This is a genomic window from Microbacterium sp. KNMS, assembly GCF_053851835.1.
This window is the reverse complement of sequence record NZ_JBSQBP010000005.1, coordinates 25,963-44,022: the sequence shown is the minus strand read 5'-3', so window position 1 is coordinate 44,022 and position 18,060 is coordinate 25,963. Positions and strand designations below refer to the sequence as shown.

Here is an 18,060-nt window from a genome sequence, read left to right as displayed (position 1 = left end):
CATGGCAACTCGGTTGACACGTCCGCGCAACGTGTAAAAATTCGGCGGTATTTTTTACACGTTACGGTCACGTCGTCGTAGGCTTTCCACATGACATGGTCGCCTTCGGAGCCGTACAACGCGCTTCCGCTGCTCCCGCCGAACGCGGAGATCGAGACGAAGGCGGTCCTCCGCGACACGATCCGCGCCCGCGCCGCACTTGCAAGCCTGAACGAAGCGGCGAAGCGGATGCCCAATCCGCTCGTGCTCGTGAACTCGATCTCGCTCCTCGAGGCGCAGGCGAGCTCGGAGATCGAGAATATCGTCACCACGACCGACGACCTCTTCCGATATGCGCACGACCCCGCGGCAGCCGCCAGCCCGGACACCAAGGAGACTCTGAGCTACCGCGCTGCCCTGTTCGCCGGTCTGGAGATCATCGCCCGGCGCCCCCTGTCCGCCTCAACCGCCATCGAGGTCTGCACAACCATCCACAGGCGGGAGATGGATGTCCGGACTCTTCCTGGCACCTACATCGGGAACCCCGCAACGCACGAGGCGATCTACACTCCCCCCGTCGGAGAAGGCGTCATCCGCGACAAGCTCTCGAACTGGTCTGAGTACCTCCACCGAGATGATGAGATCGACCCGCTCGTGCGGATGGCGATCTCGCACTACCAGTTCGAGGCCATTCACCCCTTCGAGGACGGCAACGGCCGCACAGGCCGCATCCTCAACGTCCTCTACCTGGTGCAAGCGGGGCTCCTCGACGCTCCGATTCTCTATCTGTCCCGCTACATCATCCGGAACAAGAACGACTACTACCGCCTTCTCCTCGCGGTCACCCGGGACGGCGCGTGGGAGGACTGGGTGCGGTTCATGCTGCGGGGACTCGAACAGACCGCGCAGGAGACACTCGGCAAGATCGACGAGATCCAATCTCTGCAGGAGACAGTCCGCCAGGAGATCCGCGATCTGACCACGGCCGGCAGCAACTCCGACCTGCTCGACGTGCTCTTCGAGAATCCGTACGCGCGCATCGCGAACGTGATCGACCGGTGCGGTGTCTCCCGCCCCACCGCGGCCTCGTGGTTGAACGCGCTCGTCGCGGGCGGCGTCCTCCGAGATCTGCGGCTCGGCCGGGACCGTCTCTTCATCAACGTGCGCTTCCTGGACATTCTCTCGCGCAACGCGCCGCCCCCGGCACGCGCCGTGATGCTCTTCTGACAGGTCTCCTGTTACGCGCGGTTCCGACCACCGCCGCCGCGCGCCCTACGCTGAGTCGGTGACCAAGACACTGCGCGCCCTCTCGGGCCTCGCCGGCGTGATCGCCGTGCTCGCCCTGGCCTCCTGTGCAAGCCCCGCGTCCGAGCAGCCGGCCGAGTCGGCACCGGCCGAGACCCCTGCGGCCGAGACGGTCGTCGACGGCGCGTGCGCCGACGACGAGGGCATCTCGCTCGTCGTCGACAGCACCGCGCTCGAGGGCGGCGAGCGCAGCGAGCGCTGCGTCCTCGCGGACGAGCCGCAGGTCGCGGCCGACGTCCTGGCCGAGGCCGGCGTCGAGACCGAGGGCACGGAGGAGTACGGCGACGAGGTGCTCTGCCGCGTGGACGGCCTGCCGTCGGCGACCGAGCCGGTCGGCTCGACCGAGGACCCGGCGTACGTCGAGGAGTGCGCGTCGATGCCCGCCGCGTTCGCCTACTGGTCGATCTGGATCCAGCCCGCCGACGGCGAGTGGGGATACGCGATGGAGGGCCTGTCGACCCAGGAGGTCGCACCGGGCGAGAGCCTCGAGCTCCTCTTCACGCTGGACGGCGCACCCGCGGCACCGTGACAACGCGATCCGCGGCGGTGAGGACCGCGGCCGTCGTGGCCGCGGGCTTCATCGTCGTCCGGATCGTCTACCGCATCCTCTTCCACGGCGCCGACGGCGACGGCGCCGTGCTCTGGGCGCTGCCCGAGCTGCGCCTCCCGCCGCCCTTCGCGCATGTGCGCCTGCTCGGCGAGGTCACGGCGGATGGCCTGGCGGACGCCGCGCTGAGCGCGGTTCCGATCGCGCTCGTCATCCTCGGGATCGGCGTGCTCACGGCGCTCGTCGACGTGCCGCGCCTCCTCGCGCACGGCGCGCGCGGGCGCTTCCTCGGCGGAATCTGCCGCGCCCTCGCCATCGCGTGGGCCACCGTTCCCTCTCTCGCCGACGCGGTCCGCGCCGCGCAATTCGCCCAGCGACTGCGCGACGAGCGGAACGCCGCGCGCCTCCTCGCGCCCGTGCTCGAGCGCGCCCTCGAGCGCGCGACCGCGCTGAGCGCGGCACTCGAGCTCCGCGGCTACGCGGGCCGGCCATCCCCCGCCGCACGCGCCGAGACGGCCGTCCTGCTCGATGGCGTCCGCGCGGGGTTCGGCCCCGTCGAGGTCGTGCGCGTCGATGCGCTCTCGCTGCCGCGGGCATCCGTCGTCTGCCTCTCGGGGCCGACCGGCGCCGGCAAGTCGACGCTCCTGCGGCTCATCGCGGGGCTCCACACGCACGTCGACGGCGGATGGATGGCGGGACGCGCGGAGGTCGTCGGCCGCGACCGCAGCGCGGTGCCGCCGCGCGACCTCGCGCGAGACATCGGCGTCGTGCTGCAGCAGCCCCGGCAGGCGTTCGCGGCGGCTCGCGTGGCCGACGAGATCGGCTTCACCCTCGAGCTGCGCGGCGTCTCCGCAGCGGACCGTCGCAAGAAGGTCGCCGACGTCGCGGAGCGGATGGGCATCGCGCACCTCCTCGAGCGCCCCGTGCGCGGACTCTCGGCGGGCGAGGCGACCCTCGTCGCCCTCGCATCGGCCATCGTCGACGACCCGGCGCTCCTCCTCATCGACGAGCCGCTCGCCGACCTCGACGCCGACTTCCGCGGCCGGATCGTCGCGCTCCTCGACGCGCTCGCCCATCGCGACGGCATGTGCGTCGTCGTCGCCGAGCACCGGATGGCCGAGCTCGCCTCCATCGCCGACCTCTCGCTGCGGATCGAGGACGGGGCGGCGGGGCCTTCCGACCTCCCTTCCGGCCCCGAGCGGAGCAGAGCGCCGCGCCGCACGCCGCCGCCCGCAGGCGCCGTCGCCCTCGCGGCCCACGACGTCACCGTGCGACGCGGGACGCGCATCGCCGTCGACGAGGCGAGCCTCGAGCTGCACGCGGGCGAGGTGCTCGTGCTGACCGGTCCCAACGGGGCGGGCAAGTCGAGCCTCCTCGAGGCGCTCGCGACCGGAGCGCCCGGGGTCGCGGTCGCGGGCGGGGCGCGCCGCCGCGTCGCGCTCGTCCCCGATGCGTCCGACGACCTCCTCCTGCGCGACACGGTCGCCGCGGAATGCCGGGCGGCCGACCGGCGCTTCCGCCCCGCGCAGCCCACCGCCGAACGGCTCGCGGCGTTCCTCGGCCTCGAGCCCGGGGCGCCGGCGTTCGCGCGCATCCTCCACACGCACCCGCGAGATCTGTCCGCGGGGCAGCGGCGCTGCCTGGCCATCGCCCTCCAGACCGCGCGCAGCCCGAGGGCGCTGCTCATCGACGAGCCGACGCGCGGACTCGATCCCGCGGCCCGCGCGCTCGTCGCACGCGCTGTGCTCGTCGAGGCCGACGCCGGGGTCGGCGTGCTGCTCGCGACGCACGACGCGGCGTTCGCGGAGCTCGTCGCGGACCGCCGGCTGGCGATCGCGGACGGGCGCGTGGGGGCGCCGACGACGGAAGGGGACGGCGTTTCGACTCACGGCGTTTCGGCTCACGGCGTTTCGACTCGCTCCGCTCGCTCAACGACCGGGGGCAGGGCGCTGCGCTCCCCGAACGAACCGACTCGCTTCGCTCGCTCAACGACCGGGGGCAGGTCGCTGCGCTCCCCGAACGAACCGACTCGCTTCGCTCGCTCAACGACCGGGGGCAGGGTGCCCGCGGATGGAGCCGGGGGCAGGTCGCTCCTCGTTCTCGCCAACCTCGTGGCGGTGGGGGCCTTCCTGTGGCCCCTCTTCGCGAGCGCCCTCCCGACCGAGGCCCAGGCCGCCGTCCCGTACGTGGCGGTCGCCGTCGCGCCGCTCGCGGTCATCGCCGTGCTCGCCCTCCTCGACGGCTCGGTGCGCTCCGCCCACACGCTCGCGCACCTGGCCGTCCTCGGCGCCGTGGGCGCGGCCATCCGCATCGTCGGGACGGGCGTCGGCGGCGTCGAGGCCCTGTTCGTGCTGCTCATCCTCGCGGGCCGCGTGCTCGGGGCGCGCTTCGGCCTGCTGCTGGGCGCCGTGTCGATCGGGATGTCGGCGCTGCTCTGGGGAGGCGTCGGCCCGTGGCTGCCGTTCCAGATGTTCGCGTGCGGATGGGTCGCGGCGGGCGCGGGGCTCCTCCCCCGCCGCGTGCGCGGACGGGCCGAGATCGCGATGCTGTGCGTCTACGGCGTCGCGGCGTCGTACGCCTTCGGGCTCATCATGAACATGTGGTTCTGGCCGTTCGCGGTCGGGGCCGGCACGGGAGCGTCCTACGCGCCCGGGGCGCCGCTCGCCGAGAACCTCGCGAGCTTCCTCGTGTACTCGCTCGTGACCTCCACGCTGAGCTGGGACACGCTGCGGGCGATCACGACCGTCGTCGGGCTCGCCCTCGTCGGCACCGCCTGCCTGCGCGCGCTGCGGCGCGCGAAGCCGGCCGTCACACCGAGAAGTACTTCGCCTCCGGGTGGTGGAAGACGAACGCGTCCGTCGACTGCTCGGGATGCAGCTGCAGCTCCTCGCTGAGCTCGACGCCCATCCGCTCGGGCCGCAGCAGCTCGACGACCTTGCGGCGGTCCTCCATGTCGGGGCACGCGGGGTAGCCGAGCGAGAACCGCGCGCCCCGGTACTCGAGCTTGAAGAGCCCCTCGGTGCTCGTCGGGTCCTCGGCCGAGAACCCCAGCTCGTCGCGGATGCGCGCATGCCAGAACTCGGCGAGCGCCTCGGTGAGCTGCATGACGAGGCCGTTCAGCTCGTAGTAGTCGCGGTACCGGTTCTCAGCGAACATCCGCGCGGTCACCTCGTCGATCCTCGCGCCCGCGGTCACGAGCTGCACGGGCAGCACGTCGACCTCACCCGATGCGCGTGCGCGCACGAAGTCCGACAGGCACAGGTGCCGATCACGACGCTGGCGCGGGAAGTGGAAGCGCAGCCGGTCGGAGCCCACCGGCCCGCCCGACCCTCCGTCGGGCGCGAGCAGCCCCGCGCGGCCGATGCGGCCATCCGGATCGTCTCCGTGATGGAGCACGACGAGGTCGTCGCCCTCCGAGACGACGGGGAAGTACCCGTACGCGACCGACGGATCGAGCATGCCCTCCGCGAGGATGCGGTCGAGCCAGTACCGCAGGCGCGGCCGGCCCTCGCGCTCGACGAGCTGCTCGTACGACAGTCCGTCGTCGCCGCGACCGGGCTTCAGCCCCCACTGGCCCATGAACGTCGCGCGCTCGTCGAGGAAGGCCGCGAAGTCGGCCAGGGCGATGCCGCGCACGATGCGCGTGCCCCAGAACGGCGGCGCCGGCACGGGGTTGTCGGCCGCGACGTCGGAGCGCTCGGGCATGCTCTCCGGCTCGGTGAGCGTGAGAGCGGCGCCCTTGCGGTGGATGCGCTTCTTGAGGGGCGGGAGGCCCACCTCGTCGGGCGAGGCGCCGCGCGCGATCGCGACGAGCGGCTCCATGAGGGCGAGGCCCTCGAACGCGTCCTTCGCATAGCGCACCTCGCCCTCGAACAGGCTCGCGAGGTCGTCCTCGACATAGGCGCGCGTGAGCGCCGCACCGCCGAGGATGACCGGCCAGCGCCTCGCAAGGCCCCGCGCCTGCAGCTCCTCGAGGTTCTCCTTCATGACGACCGTCGACTTCACGAGCAGGCCGCTCATGCCGATCACGTCGGCGTCGTGCTCCTCGGCCGCGGCGATGATGTCGGCGATCGGCTGCTTGATGCCGAGGTTGATCACCTCGTACCCGTTGTTCGTGAGGATGATGTCGACGAGGTTCTTGCCGATGTCGTGCACGTCTCCGCGCACGGTCGCGAGGACGATGCGGCCCTTGCCCGCGTCGTCGCTCTTCTCCATGTGCGGCTCGAGCAGCGCGACGGCGGTCTTCATGACCTCGGCCGACTGCAGCACGAACGGCAGCTGCATCTGGCCCGACCCGAAGCGCTCGCCGACGACCTTCATGCCCTCGAGCAGGTGGTCGTTGATGATGCCGAGTGCGGTCATCCCCTCGGCGCGCGCGAGGTCGAGGTCCTCCTCGAGCCCCTTGAGCTCGCCGTCGATGATCCGCCGCTGGAGCCGCTCTCCCGTGGGCAGCGCGGCGAGCTCGGCCGCGCGCTGGTCGCGGAGGGCGGCGCTGTCGACGCCCGCGAAGAGGTCGAGCATGCGGGCGAGCGGGTCGTAGGTCAGGGTGCCGTCGGCGTCGTACGCGCGGCGGTCCCAGACGAGATCGAGCGCGACCTGGCGCTGCTCCTCCGGGATCGACGCGAGCGGCACGATCTTCGCGGCGTCGATGATGCCCGAGTCGAGACCCGCCTGCGACGCCTCGTGCAGGAACACCGAGTTCAGCACCGAGCGGGCGGCCGGGTTGAGCCCGAACGAGACGTTCGAGACGCCCAGCGTCGTGTGGATGCCGGGGTACTTCGCGACGAGGGCGCGGATGGCCTCGATCGTCTCGATCGCGTCGCGCCGGGTCTCCTCCTGGCCGGTCGCGATCGGGAAGGTGAGGCAGTCGACGATGATGTCGGAGACCTTCATGCCCCACTCGCCGACGAGCTCGTCGACGAGGCGCGAGGCGATGCGGAGCTTGTCCTCCGCGGTGCGCGCCTGCCCCTGCTCGTCGATCGTGAGCGCGATCACGGCCGCGCCGTGCTCCTTGACGAGCGGCATGATGCGCCCGAAGCGCGAGGTCGGGCCGTCGCCGTCCTCGTAGTTGACCGAGTTCACGACGGGGCGACCGCCGATGAGCTCGAGACCGGCCTGGATGACGGCGGGCTCCGTCGAGTCGACGACGAGCGGCAGGGTGGAGGCCGAGGCGAAGCGCGAGACGATCTCGCGGATGTCGGCGACGCCATCGCGCCCGACGTAGTCGACGCACACGTCGAGCAGGTGCGCGCCGACGCGGATCTGCGAGCGCGCGATCTCGACGCAGTCGTCCCACCGGCCCTCGAGCATCGCCTCGCGGAACGCCTTCGACCCGTTGGCGTTCGTGCGCTCGCCGATCGCGAGGTAGGACGCGTCCTGGTCGAAGGGCACGTGCTGATAGAGCGAGGCGACGCCGGGCTCGATCTGCGCCGACCGCTCGGCGGCGGATGCCCCGCGCAGCCGGTCGACGACGGCCTGCATGTGCTCGGGCGTCGTGCCGCAGCATCCGCCGACGAGGCCGAGGCCGAACTCCCGTACGAACTGCTCGTGCGCCGTGGCGAGCTCGGCGGGCGTGAGGGGGTAGTGCGCGCCATCGGCCGTGAGCACGGGAAGGCCGGCGTTCGGCATGCACATGACCGTGACGGGCGAGTGCTTGGAGAGGTGCCGCAGGTGCTCGCTCATCTCCTGCGGCCCCGTCGCGCAGTTCAGGCCGATCGCGTCGACGCCGAGCGGTGCGAGAGCCGTGAGCGCGGCGCCGATCTCCGACCCCATGAGCATGGCGCCGGTCGTCTCGACGGTCACCTCGACGAAGATCGGCAGGCGGATGCCGCGGGCGACGATCGCCTGCTTGCACGCGTTCACGGCGGCCTTCGTCTGGAGCAGGTCCTGCGACGTCTCGATGAGGAGGGCGTCGGCGCCGCCGTCGATCAGGCCCTCGGCCTGCTGCGCGAAGGTCTCCTTGAGGTGCGCGTAGGTCGTGTGCCCGAGCGAGGGCAGCTTCGTGCCCGGCCCCATCGACCCGAGGACCCAGCGCATCCGGCCATCCGCCGCCTCCGCCGCATCCACCCGCTCGCGCGCGATGCGGGCGCCCGCCTCGGCGAGCTCGTGGATGCGGTCGTCGATGTCGTAGTCGGAGAGGTTCGACCAGTTGGCGCCGAAGGTGTTCGTCTCGATCGCGTCGATGCCGGTCGCGAGGTAGTCGTCGTGGATGCGGCCGACCATGTCGGGGCGCGAGACGTTGAGGATCTCGTTGCACCCCTCGAGCCCCTGGTAGTCGTCGAGCGTCGGCTCGTACCGCTGCAGCATCGTGCCCATCGCGCCGTCGGCGATGACGACGCGCGTCGCGAGCGCGTCGCGCAGCGCCTGCGCGCGGGGCGCGTACGGGATCCCGTCGATGTCGAGGGGGTGGCGGAGCGAGGGGGTCGGCACGGGGTCGATCTTAGGGCGCGGGCGCAGGCCAGACCGTTGACAGCTGGACCGACGACGTGGTGAAATTCCTTTACCCGAAACAGGCGTTCCATATTATGGAACTTTCATCATCCCTCTCCCCTGACGACGAAGTCGAGGAAAGAAGCGTCCATGTCGACCGAAGAGTACGTCCACATCCCGAGCCGCGCCTCCGAGGGGCTCGCGAACCCGCCATCCGCGACCTTCGCCGTCCAGGCCGGCATCAGCCCGCGCCTCTACAACAGCGACCTCGCACCCACGACCCGCGAGGGCCGCCACTGGAGCGCCTACAGCATCTTCACCCTCTGGGCGAACGACGTGCACAGCCTCGGCAACTACGCGTTCGCGATCGGCCTGTTCGCCCTCGGGCTGAGCGGCGGCGCGATCCTCGGGGCACTCGCCTTCGGGGCGCTCTTCCTCTTCCTGCTCCTGACGCTGTCGGGGTTCATGGGCGAGAAGACGGGCGTGCCCTTCCCCGTCATGAGCCGCATCGCCTTCGGCGTGCACGGCGCGCAGATCCCCGGCCTGCTCCGCGGCATCGTCGCGATCGCATGGTTCGGCATCCAGACGTACCTCGCGTCGCAGGTGCTGCAGGTCGTCATCATCGCGGTCGCGCCCGGAGCGGTCGCACTGCAGGCCGGCTCCTTCCTCGGCCTGTCGACCCTCGGATGGATCACGTTCCTCGCCCTGTGGGCGATCCAGGTCGTCATCGTCAGCTACGGCATGGAGATGATCCGCAAGTACGAGGCGTGGGCCGGGCCGATCATCCTCGGCACCTTCGTCGTCCTCGCCGTCTGGGTTCTCATCCAGAGCGGGTTCCAGATCGACTGGGCGCCGCTCGGCACTGCCGAGGGCGGCGAGCTCTGGCTCACGATGCTCGGCGCGGCGTCGCTGTGGGTGTCGATCTACGGCACCTTCGTGCTCAACTTCTGCGACTTCACGCGCGGTGCGAAGTCGCGCGCGGCCGTCGTCAAGGGCAACTTCTGGGGCATCCCGATCAACATGCTGTTCTTCGGCGCGATCGTCGTCGTGCTCTCGGGCGGCACGTTCCGCCTGAACGGCACGCTCATCACCTCGCCCGCCGACGTCGTCGCGGCCATCCCGAACACCTTCCTGCTCGTGCTCGCCTCGCTCGCGCTCATCGCCCTCACGATCGCGGTGAACCTCATGGCGAACTTCGTCGCCCCGACCTACGCGTTCACGAACCTCCTGCCGCGTCACCTGGACTTCCGCAAGGCGGCCATCCTGTCGGCCGTGATCGGCCTCGTGATCCTGCCGTGGAACCTCTACAACTCGCCCGTCGTGATCAACGTCTTCCTGGGCGGCCTCGGCGCCCTGCTCGGCCCGCTCTTCGGCATCATCATGGTCGACTACTGGATCATCCGCCGGCAGCGGATCAACGTGCCCGAGCTGTACTCGACCTCGCCGGTCGGCGAGTACGCGTACACCCGCGGCTTCAACCCGCAAGCCGTCATCGCCCTCGCGATCTCGGGCGCGATCTCGCTCCTGTTCACGTTCCTGCCCGCGTTCGCTGCGGTCCGCGACTTCTCGTGGTTCTTCGCCGCCGGACTCGCCGCGGTCGTGTACGCCGTGATCGCCGACCGCCGCGGGCCCTTCCACGATGTCGCCGGCACCGACATCGCCGTCACGCCGACCCACTGATCGCCCCGGAAGAAGGAGCACCGACATGCGCATTCTCGTCGCGAACGTGAACACGACGGAGTCGATGACCGAGGGCATCGCGGAGGCCGCGCGCTCGGCCGCCTCTCCGGGCACCGAGATCATCGGGCTCACCCCCGACTTCGGCGCGGAGTCATGCGAGGGGAACGTGGAGAGCTACCTCGCCGCGATCGCCGTGATGGACAAGGTGACGCGGTACGAGGGCCCGTATGACGCCGTGATCCAGGCAGGGTACGGCGAGCACGGGCGAGAGGGCCTGCAGGAGCTCCTCGACGTGCCCGTCGTCGACATCACGGAGGCCGCGGCGTCGACCGCGATGTACGTCGGCCGTTCGTACTCGGTCATCACAACGCTCGACCGGGCGGTCCCGCTCATCGAGGACCGGCTCGTCCTCGCCGGGCTGCACGATCGGTGCGCCTCGGTGCGGTCGTCGGGCCTCGGCGTGCTGGAGCTCGAGTCCGACCCCGCCCGCGCGGTCGAGGCGATCGCGGCGGAGGCGCAGCGCGCCGTCGAGCAGGACCGCGCGGAGGTCATCGTGCTCGGCTGCGGCGGGATGGCCGAGCTGAAGGACCGCGTCGTGCAGCTGTGCGGAGTGCCCGTCGTGGACGGCGTGCAGGCGGCGGTCGCGGTCGCGGAGGGCCTCGTGCGCCTGGGCCTTCGCACGTCCAAGGTGCGGACCTACGCGCCGCCGCGCCCCAAGCGCGTCACCGGGTTCGCCGCGCTCGCGCGCTGACGACAGTCGCCGAACGACGGGCCCTCCGCGTCAGACGCGGCGGGCCCGTTCCCTTGGTTCTTGATTAACCGATTGACCATCTCCATCGAGACCTGCTAACGTCCTGCTCAACCGATTAACCACCAATGACGGGGTGACGATGAGCCGACGAGGGTTCTACCGACCGGACGGAGCCTGGGTGGGGGACGTGATCCCCTGGCAGGAGGATGGCGTCTTCCATCTCTTCTACCTTCACGAAGAGCGCCGCGAGCCGAAGACCGGAATGCCGTGGCTGCGCATCGAGACGACGGACCTCGTCGAGTTCTCAGAGAAGGGCGTCGCACTCGCCTCGGGCGGGCCGGACGCGGCAGACTTCAACGTCTACACCGGCAGCATCGTCCGCGACGAGAGCGGCCTCCACCACGCGTTCTACACGGGTCAGAACCCGGCGGTACTCGGATCCGACGGCCTTCCCGTCCAGGTCGTCATGCATGCGACGAGCGCAGACGGCATGCGCACGTGGCAACGGCACCCCGACGACGCCTTCGGCGCAACGCCCGGCTACGAGACCTCGGACTGGCGCGATCCGTTCGTGTTCCGCGACCACGAGGCCGGACTCTGGCGCATGCTCATCACGGCTCGCCACGACAGCGGACCGCAGCGCCGACGGGGCGTCATCGCGCAGTGCGTCTCGCGCGACCTCCGCGCGTGGCAACCCGCAGCGCCGTTCTGGGACCCGCGGCGCTTTCTCGCGCACGAGTGCCCCGAGGTGTTCCAGTGGGGCGACTGGTGGTACCTCGTCTCGTCGGAGTTCAGCGAGTCGTTCACCACCCGGTACCGGATGGCCCGGAGTCTCGACGGCCCGTGGCTGGTACCCGAGCACGACACACTCGACGGCCGGGCCTACTACGCGGCCAAGTCGGCCGAGCGCGACGGACGACGCCTCTTCTTCGGCTGGATCGCGACGCGCGAAGGCGCGTGCGACGACGGCGCGTGGCAGTGGGCGGGCACGCTCTCGGTGCTCGAGGCAGAGCAGCGGATGGACGGCACGCTCGCCTTCCATCCGCCCGCCGAGCTGCGCAGCGCCTACTCCACCGGATCGACGGGGATCGTCATGCACGCTCAGACGCTCGCCGCACCCGACGGGTATCAGCACATCCTCTCGCACGAGGACGCCCCTGACGCCTTCCGGGTCACTGCTCAGTTCGAGATCAGCGAAGGCACGACGGAGTGCGGCATGCTCCTGCGGACGAGCGCCGACGGCGACGCCGCCTACGCCATCCGCGTGGAGCCTCGACGCAACCGCCTCGTCTTCGACCGCTGGCCGAGGCGCCGCACGGGCGGCGAGCAGTGGCAGATCTCGGGCGACGTCCCGTTCGCGGTCGAGCTCGAGCGGCCGTGCACCATCGACCTGGGCGCGCACGTGCTCGACATCCTCGTCGACGGCGACATCTGCGTCGCGACCCTCGACGACGCAACGGTGCTCAGCACGCGCATCTACGACCGCACCTCGGGCCGCGTGGGCTTCTTCGTCGGCGAAGGATCCGCACTCCTGCACGAACTCACCGTCCGCGTCCCCGAGTCCGCCGCCTCTGCGGATCGCCTCGAGAACCTCCTCTCCCTCGGCCGCTGAGCCGACTCCCGTGCACACCCGATCGATCAGTCAATGGAGATGACGACCATGTCCCGCCCTCACCGCAGCGCGGCGCTGCTCGCCGGCCTCGCCGCTTCCGCTCTCGCCCTCGCCGGCTGCTCCGGCACGACTGCCTCCTCCGATCCCGCCGACGTCGACCCCGACGGCGAGATCGTCGCCCGCGAGATCTCGTGGCTCCTCTCCCGACCAGCAGACGGCGGCGTGATCACGGCCATGCAGCAGATCGCCGACGAGTACGCCGATGAGCACCCCGGGTTCGCCCTGAACCTCATCACGACACCGGACCGCCCCTCGTACATCCAGAAGTACGAGACGCTCGCCGCGGCGAACAAGCTGCCCGAGCTGTTCGACACCGATGCGACGCCGTTCGCGCAGAAGCTCGCCGATCAGGGTCGCATGGTCGACGTGGAACTGCTCCTCGAGGATCTCGGGCTCGCCGACGACTACCGCGAGGCCGCCCTCGCCTACCAGCGGTTCGACGACGGCTCGCTGTACATGGTGCCGTTCGAGTTCCAGCTCGAGTTCTTCTGGTACAACGCCGATCTCTTCGCCGAGGCGGGCGTCGAGGTGCCCGCCACACTCGACGGCTTCCCGCAGATGTGCGAGCAGCTGAGCGCCGCCGGCATCACACCGATCGCCCTCGACGGGGCGGACCAGTGGCCGCTCGAGCGCTACCTCGCCTACTACCCGTTCCGGATGGCCGGGCCCGAGTACGTTCAGGACCTCAAGAACGGCGACGCCTCGTTCGCCGACCCGGCGGGTCGCGCCGCTGCCGAGTGGATGCACGCACTCGGCAGGGCCGGCTGCTTCGCCGACGGCTTCTCCTCGACCGGGTACGCGGACGCGCAGGCGCTCTTCACCTCGGGGCGCGCGGCCGTCTACAACATCGGGACGTGGGAGCTCGGCAACCTCGCGACCGATGCCCTCGACCCGGCCGTGCGAGACGCCGTCGACTACTTCACGCTGCCGACGATCGACGGGGCAGTGACGGCCGAGAACGAGTACGTGACGCCGTCGGGCATCGGGATGGCCGTGAACGCGAAGACGTACGACCCGCTCGTCCGCGACTTCCTCGCGTTCGCGCTTGAGCGCTACCCCGAGGTCTACGCGGCCACGGGCGCACTGTCTCCGACGACGACCGCCAAGACGGCCATCCCCGAGGGCGCCACCGACCTGTACACGCGCGCGGTCGAGCAGGCCGACGGCGTCGGCGAGGCCATCGCGATGCCGTGGGACACGCAGCTCGACCCCGCGACGAACACGCGCCTCCAGCAGGAGCTGACGCTGCTCGTACAGGGCGAGATCACCCCGGACCAGTTCATCGAGACGATGGACGCGACCCTCGCGGAGAACCTCGATGGCTGAGATGGCCCCGTCCGGGGCGAGCGTACGCCACCCGTCCCGGACCCGGCCGGCGATGCGGACGTCCATGCTGCCGCGCCGTTCGGCGCTCTCGGTCGCGGTGTTCCTCGTCCCGCCGTTGCTCCTCTACGGCGTCGCTGTGCTGCTGCCGATCATCCAGTCGCTCGTCCTCAGTCTGTTCCGCTGGGACGGGATCACCGACATGGTCTTCGTCGGCGTCGACAACTACGTCAAGATGCTCACGCGTGACGACGTGTTCTGGACGTCGTTCGGAAACGCGCTCGGCTACCTCGCGATCTGCCTCGTGCTGCAGCTGGGCGGCGCGCTCGCGGTCGCCGGGCTGCTCACCACCCTGCCGCGCGCCCGGGAGCTTGTGAAGACGCTCTACCTGCTGCCTGCCGTGATCTCGACCGTCGCGATCGCCTTCCTCTTCCAGCGCATCTACTCGCTTGACCCGGTCGGCCTCCTCAACCAGGCGCTCGCGTGGCTCGGTCTCGAAGACCTTCAGTCCGCGTGGCTCTCGGACGTCCAGACCGTGCTCGCTGCGGTCTCGATCCCCGAGGGATGGCGCTTCACCGGCCTGTACATGCTGATCATCTACGCGGCCCTGATCGCGGTCCCGCGCGAGCTCGAGGAGGCCGCTCGTCTCGACGGCGCCTCCTGGTGGCAGACCTTCTGGCGCATCCGCTTCCCGTATATCCGCCCCGTCTGGATCACCACGACGATCATGGCGACGACCTTCGCCCTGCGGGGGTTCGATATCCCCTACCTCCTGACAGGAGGAGGTCCGGGGCAGGCCTCCGAGCTCCTGACGACGTACATGTACAAGACCGCGTTCGTGCACACGGACTACGGGTACGCGAGCGCGATCTCGGTCTTCATCGTCGTCGAGTGCCTCGTCGCCGTCGGCCTCATCATCCTCCTGCTCCGTCGAAGGGACGACTCGTGACCGCTCCCGCCCTCATCCGACCTTCGGAGACCGCCGTGACCGAACCGCCGCGCGATCGCGCGCGGACCCCGCGCACGCAGCGACTCCCGATCCACCGCGCACTGCTGAGCGTCACGGTCGCCCTGATCGTGGTCGTGCAGGTCTACCCGCTCGCCTGGCTGTTCGTGACGAGCTTCCGCACGGCGTCCGACTTCGCGGGAGGCAACCCGTTCGCCCTGCCGTCGGCGTACACACTCGAGAACTACGAGCGGGCGTTCGCGACCGGCGACCTGTGGCTGAACATCCTCAACAGCCTCATCGTGACGCTCGGCTCGAGCGCGCTCATCGTGATCGCCGGGATGATGGCGGCGTACTCCCTGCAGGTGCTCGGCTTCCGCTTCAGCGGGCTCGTGCGCTCGCTGTTCCTCCTCGGCATCATCGTGCCGGTCCAGATCGCGCTCGTTCCGCTGTTCATCGACTACTCGCAAGTGGGCCTGCTCGACACCCATATGTCGATGATCATTCCGCTCGCGGCGTTCTCTCTGCCGATGTCGGTGTACCTGTTCTCCTCCTTCTACGAGTACATCCCGCGAGAGATGTACGAGGCCGCCTCACTCGACGGAGCGGGCCCGTATCGGATCTTCGCGAAGATCACCTTCCCCCTCTCCGCGAACACGATCATCACGGTCGTCCTCGTGAACAGCATCTTCATCTGGAACGACTTCATCTTCGCGAACACGTTCGTGCTGTCGGATGGTCTCAAGACCATCCCGCTCGGCCTGCAGAATTACATCGGGGCGATGGGCAACACCGACTGGACAGCGACGTTCGCCGCCGTGTGCGTCACGGTGACTCCGCTGCTCCTCGTGTTCCTCGTGCTCAACAAGGCGATGATCAGCGGACTCGAGAGCGGAGCGACCAAGGGATGACGACCACCGACCACGGGCGCTCGCCGGTCACCATGAGAGACGTCGCCAGGGCAGCAGGCGTCTCGGTGGCGACCGTCTCCCACGTCGTGAATGACAAGCCCGGCGCGCGCATCGGCGAAGACGCCCGCCGCCGCGTGCAAGAGGCCGTGCTCGAACTCGGCTACCGTCCGAACGCCCTCGCGAAGACCCTGTCGCAAGGCTCCTCGCGCTTCATCGGCCTCGTCGCCGATGCGATCGCGACAACGCCGTTCGCCGGCCAGATCATCCACGGCGCACAGGACGAGGCCTGGAAGCACGGCTATGTGCTGCTCGTCGCCAACACCGACGGCAACACCGCCGCCGAGACGGACGCGATCGCCATGATGCTCGAGCACCAGGTGCAGGGCATCCTCTACTCGACCTGGTACCACCGCGAGATCGTCGTCCCGGAGACCCTCCGCCAGACCGACACCGTGCTCGTCGACTGCTTCGCGCCGGGCAGCGGCCTCCCCGCGGTCGTGCCGGACGAGGAGCAGGGCGGCCGCACGGCCACCGAGGTCCTGCTCGCAGCGGGGCACACGAGGATCGCCTTCATCAACACGACCACGCCCTCGCCCGCGCAGAGCGGACGCCTGGCGGGCTATCGCGCAGCCCTCGAGGCGGCCGGCGTCCCCTTCGACGACGCGCTCGTCCTCCCCGCGGCGCCCGAGCAGGAGGGCGGCTACGCGTCCACGCGGCAGGTGCTCGCGTCTCAGGCGACAGCGGTGTTCTGTCACAACGACCGCGTGGCGATGGGCCTCTACGACGGACTCCGCGAACACGGGCGACGCGTGCCGGAGGACATCGCTGTGATGGGGTTCGACAACCAGGAGGTCATCGCCGCGCACCTCCGACCGCCCCTGTCGACGGTCGCCCTCCCGCACTACGAGCTGGGCGCTGCCGGCGTGCGGGTTCTGCTCGGCATCGACGATACGGCCGACGGAGTGCGTCGCATCGCCTGCCCTCCCGTCGCGCGCGCGTCGATCGCGGAGGCTCGGTCATGATCCGCGTCCCTCGTCCGGCGTTCCACCTCACGCCGAGGCGCAACTGGATGAACGACCCCAACGGCCTGGTTCATCACAGCGGCCTCTGGCATGCCTACTTCCAGTACAACCCCGAGTCGTCCGACTGGGGCAACATGAGCTGGGGCCACGCGTCCAGCACGGATCTCGCGCACTGGACCGAGCACCCGGTCGCTCTGCGGCACCGGCCGGGTGAACAGATCTTCTCCGGGTCCGTGGTGGCCGAGCGGGACGGCGGCCGGCTCATCGCGCACTACACGAGCGCATACGACGACGGCCGGCAAGCGCAGTCCCGCGCCGTGAGCGACGACGGCGGCCTCACCTGGTCGCCCGACCTCGAGAACCCCGTGCTCGACCGAGGGACGACGTCCTTCCGCGATCCGAAGGTCGTCCGGTTCCCGACGGCCGACGGCCGCGATCGATGGATCCTCGTCGCGGTCGAAGCCGACGCGCGTCAGGTGCTCTTCTACGGGTCCGACGATCTTCGCACGTGGGAGCATCTCAGCTCGTTCGGGCCACTCGGAACCGATGGTGTGGTCTGGGAGTGCCCCGACCTCGTCCCGCTCGCCGTCGACGACGATCCGGATGACATCCGCTGGGTTCTCCTGCTCAGCACGAACCCCGTCGGCGACGATGCCGATCCTCGCGGATCGGCGATGAGCTGGATCGCCGGGACCTTCGACGGGATCGCCTTCACACCCGACACCTGCCAGTTCGCTCGGCTCGACGAGGGACGTGACCTCTACGCCGGCGTCACGTTCGACAGCGCACCAGGCGGCGAGGCGGTCATGCTCGCCTGGATGAGCAACTGGCGCTACGCCCATGCCATCCCGTCGTCGCCGTGGCGGGGAGCGATGTCGCTCGCGCGTCGACTCTCGCTCCGCCGAGACCGTCGCGGACGAGTGCGATTGCACCAGGAACCCCCGATCTTCGTGCGCGAGCACCTCGCCGATACGCCGTCGAAGGTGGTCCTCGCCGCGAGACCATTCGCTGAGCTCGCCCTGACCGGCCACTCCCTGCTCGAGTTGGAGTGGGATCCGCGCACGACCGGTTCTCTGCGCCTGCGGCTCACGGGCGACGCCGACGCGTTCGCGGAGCTGAGCCACGATCCCGAGACAGCGACCCTCCGCTTCGAGCGCGGCGGCCCCGACGCGGAAGCCGTCCATCCTGACTTCGCATCGGCGTGCACGACCGGGTTGATCGAGGACGGATCGACGCGACGGCTGCTGATCAGCCTCGACGGCCCCCTGCTCGAAGTGTTCGCCGACGACGGCGCGGCGACGATCACACATCTCGTGATGCTCGGCGACGGCCCAGTCGTCGCAAGCCTGCAGACCGAGCGTGCGGGCGCCGTCCGCGCCTCGGCCGCCCATCTCGCCGCCGATCGTCCGACCGAGACCCTCGCCGCCGCGCTCGCCTGACCCTGCCCTTCGAACGCCGCCGTCCGCACACGCCACGGCGGGCGCGCCGTCGCGCC

At 70.2% G+C, this 18,060-nt stretch carries 12 protein-coding genes; 11 read left to right on the top strand and 1 reads right to left on the bottom strand.

Annotated features, from left to right (window positions below; all coding sequences use genetic code 11):
• Nucleotides 1–90 precede the first annotated feature (90 nt).
• Genes ACWXWW_RS04665 through ACWXWW_RS04655 form a run of 3 tightly spaced genes read left to right on the top strand, consistent with a single transcriptional unit; the run spans nt 91 to nt 4,725 of the window.
• On the top strand, nt 91–1,206 hold the full coding sequence (locus ACWXWW_RS04665) for a Fic family protein (RefSeq protein ID WP_455969020.1): 1,116 nt from the start codon (nt 91–93) through the stop codon (nt 1,204–1,206).
• A gap of 58 nt (nt 1,207–1,264) precedes the next feature.
• Nucleotides 1,265–1,813 (top strand): hypothetical protein, encoded by a 549-nt coding sequence (locus ACWXWW_RS04660; RefSeq protein ID WP_455969018.1) that lies wholly within the window; start codon nt 1,265–1,267, stop codon nt 1,811–1,813.
• Nucleotides 1,810–4,725 carry an ATP-binding cassette domain-containing protein gene (locus ACWXWW_RS04655; RefSeq protein WP_455969016.1) on the top strand — a complete coding sequence of 972 codons (2,916 nt, stop codon included), beginning with the start codon at nt 1,810–1,812 and terminating at the stop codon, nt 4,723–4,725. Before ACWXWW_RS04660 ends, ACWXWW_RS04655 begins: the two co-directional genes overlap by 4 nt.
• Here the strand turns inward: ACWXWW_RS04655 and metH are convergent.
• Nucleotides 4,640–8,260 carry a methionine synthase gene (gene metH / locus ACWXWW_RS04650; protein ID WP_455969014.1) on the bottom strand — a complete coding sequence of 1,207 codons (3,621 nt, stop codon included), beginning with the start codon at nt 8,258–8,260 and terminating at the stop codon, nt 4,640–4,642. The two genes, ACWXWW_RS04655 and metH, sit on opposite strands and share 86 nt — an antisense overlap.
• A 150-nt stretch (nt 8,261–8,410) precedes the next feature.
• Here metH and ACWXWW_RS04645 point away from each other — a divergent pair, with 150 nt between their 5' ends.
• The 8 genes from ACWXWW_RS04645 (at nt 8,411) to ACWXWW_RS04610 (ending at nt 18,004) form a co-directional block, all read left to right on the top strand.
• The gene (locus ACWXWW_RS04645) at nt 8,411–9,940 is read left to right on the top strand and encodes an NCS1 family nucleobase:cation symporter-1 (RefSeq protein ID WP_455969013.1); all 1,530 of its coding nucleotides are present in this window, start codon (nt 8,411–8,413) and stop codon (nt 9,938–9,940) included.
• Between the two features lie 25 nt (nt 9,941–9,965).
• On the top strand, nt 9,966–10,691 hold the full coding sequence (locus tag ACWXWW_RS04640) for an aspartate/glutamate racemase family protein (protein ID WP_324013058.1): 726 nt from the start codon (nt 9,966–9,968) through the stop codon (nt 10,689–10,691).
• 139 nt (nt 10,692–10,830) lie between these two features.
• Nucleotides 10,831–12,303 carry a GH32 C-terminal domain-containing protein gene (locus tag ACWXWW_RS04635; protein WP_455969011.1) on the top strand — a complete coding sequence of 491 codons (1,473 nt, stop codon included), beginning with the start codon at nt 10,831–10,833 and terminating at the stop codon, nt 12,301–12,303.
• A gap of 48 nt (nt 12,304–12,351) precedes the next feature.
• Nucleotides 12,352–13,689 carry an ABC transporter substrate-binding protein gene (locus ACWXWW_RS04630; protein WP_455969010.1) on the top strand — a complete coding sequence of 446 codons (1,338 nt, stop codon included), beginning with the start codon at nt 12,352–12,354 and terminating at the stop codon, nt 13,687–13,689.
• A 64-nt stretch (nt 13,690–13,753) separates the two neighbouring features.
• Entirely contained in the window at nt 13,754–14,635 is an 882-nt protein-coding gene (locus tag ACWXWW_RS04625) for a carbohydrate ABC transporter permease (RefSeq protein WP_455969008.1), read from the top strand.
• Nucleotides 14,632–15,543, top strand: coding sequence for a carbohydrate ABC transporter permease (locus ACWXWW_RS04620; RefSeq protein WP_455969006.1), 912 nt, complete (start codon nt 14,632–14,634; stop codon nt 15,541–15,543). The genes ACWXWW_RS04625 and ACWXWW_RS04620 overlap by 4 nt, the downstream gene beginning before the upstream one ends.
• The gene (locus ACWXWW_RS04615) at nt 15,540–16,565 is read left to right on the top strand and encodes a LacI family DNA-binding transcriptional regulator (protein WP_455969005.1); all 1,026 of its coding nucleotides are present in this window, start codon (nt 15,540–15,542) and stop codon (nt 16,563–16,565) included. The genes ACWXWW_RS04620 and ACWXWW_RS04615 overlap by 4 nt, the downstream gene beginning before the upstream one ends.
• A complete protein-coding gene (locus ACWXWW_RS04610; protein WP_455969004.1) occupies nt 16,562–18,004 on the top strand; it encodes a GH32 C-terminal domain-containing protein in 1,443 nt (480 codons plus the stop codon). Before ACWXWW_RS04615 ends, ACWXWW_RS04610 begins: the two co-directional genes overlap by 4 nt.
• Nucleotides 18,005–18,060 lie beyond the last annotated feature (56 nt).

Bases quoted from the DNA above. Each gene is read 5' to 3' on its own strand.
- ACWXWW_RS04665 (WP_455969020.1), top strand. From the start codon at position 91: ATGACATGGTCGCCTTCGGAGCCGTACAACGCGCTTCCGCTGCTCCCG.
- ACWXWW_RS04645 (WP_455969013.1), top strand. From the start codon at position 8,411: ATGTCGACCGAAGAGTACGTCCACATCCCGAGCCGCGCCTCCGAGGGG.
- ACWXWW_RS04640 (WP_324013058.1), top strand. From the start codon at position 9,966: ATGCGCATTCTCGTCGCGAACGTGAACACGACGGAGTCGATGACCGAG.
- ACWXWW_RS04635 (WP_455969011.1), top strand. From the start codon at position 10,831: ATGAGCCGACGAGGGTTCTACCGACCGGACGGAGCCTGGGTGGGGGAC.
- ACWXWW_RS04630 (WP_455969010.1), top strand. From the start codon at position 12,352: ATGTCCCGCCCTCACCGCAGCGCGGCGCTGCTCGCCGGCCTCGCCGCT.
- ACWXWW_RS04625 (WP_455969008.1), top strand. From the start codon at position 13,754: ATGCTGCCGCGCCGTTCGGCGCTCTCGGTCGCGGTGTTCCTCGTCCCG.
- ACWXWW_RS04615 (WP_455969005.1), top strand. From the start codon at position 15,540: ATGACGACCACCGACCACGGGCGCTCGCCGGTCACCATGAGAGACGTC.
- ACWXWW_RS04610 (WP_455969004.1), top strand. From the start codon at position 16,562: ATGATCCGCGTCCCTCGTCCGGCGTTCCACCTCACGCCGAGGCGCAAC.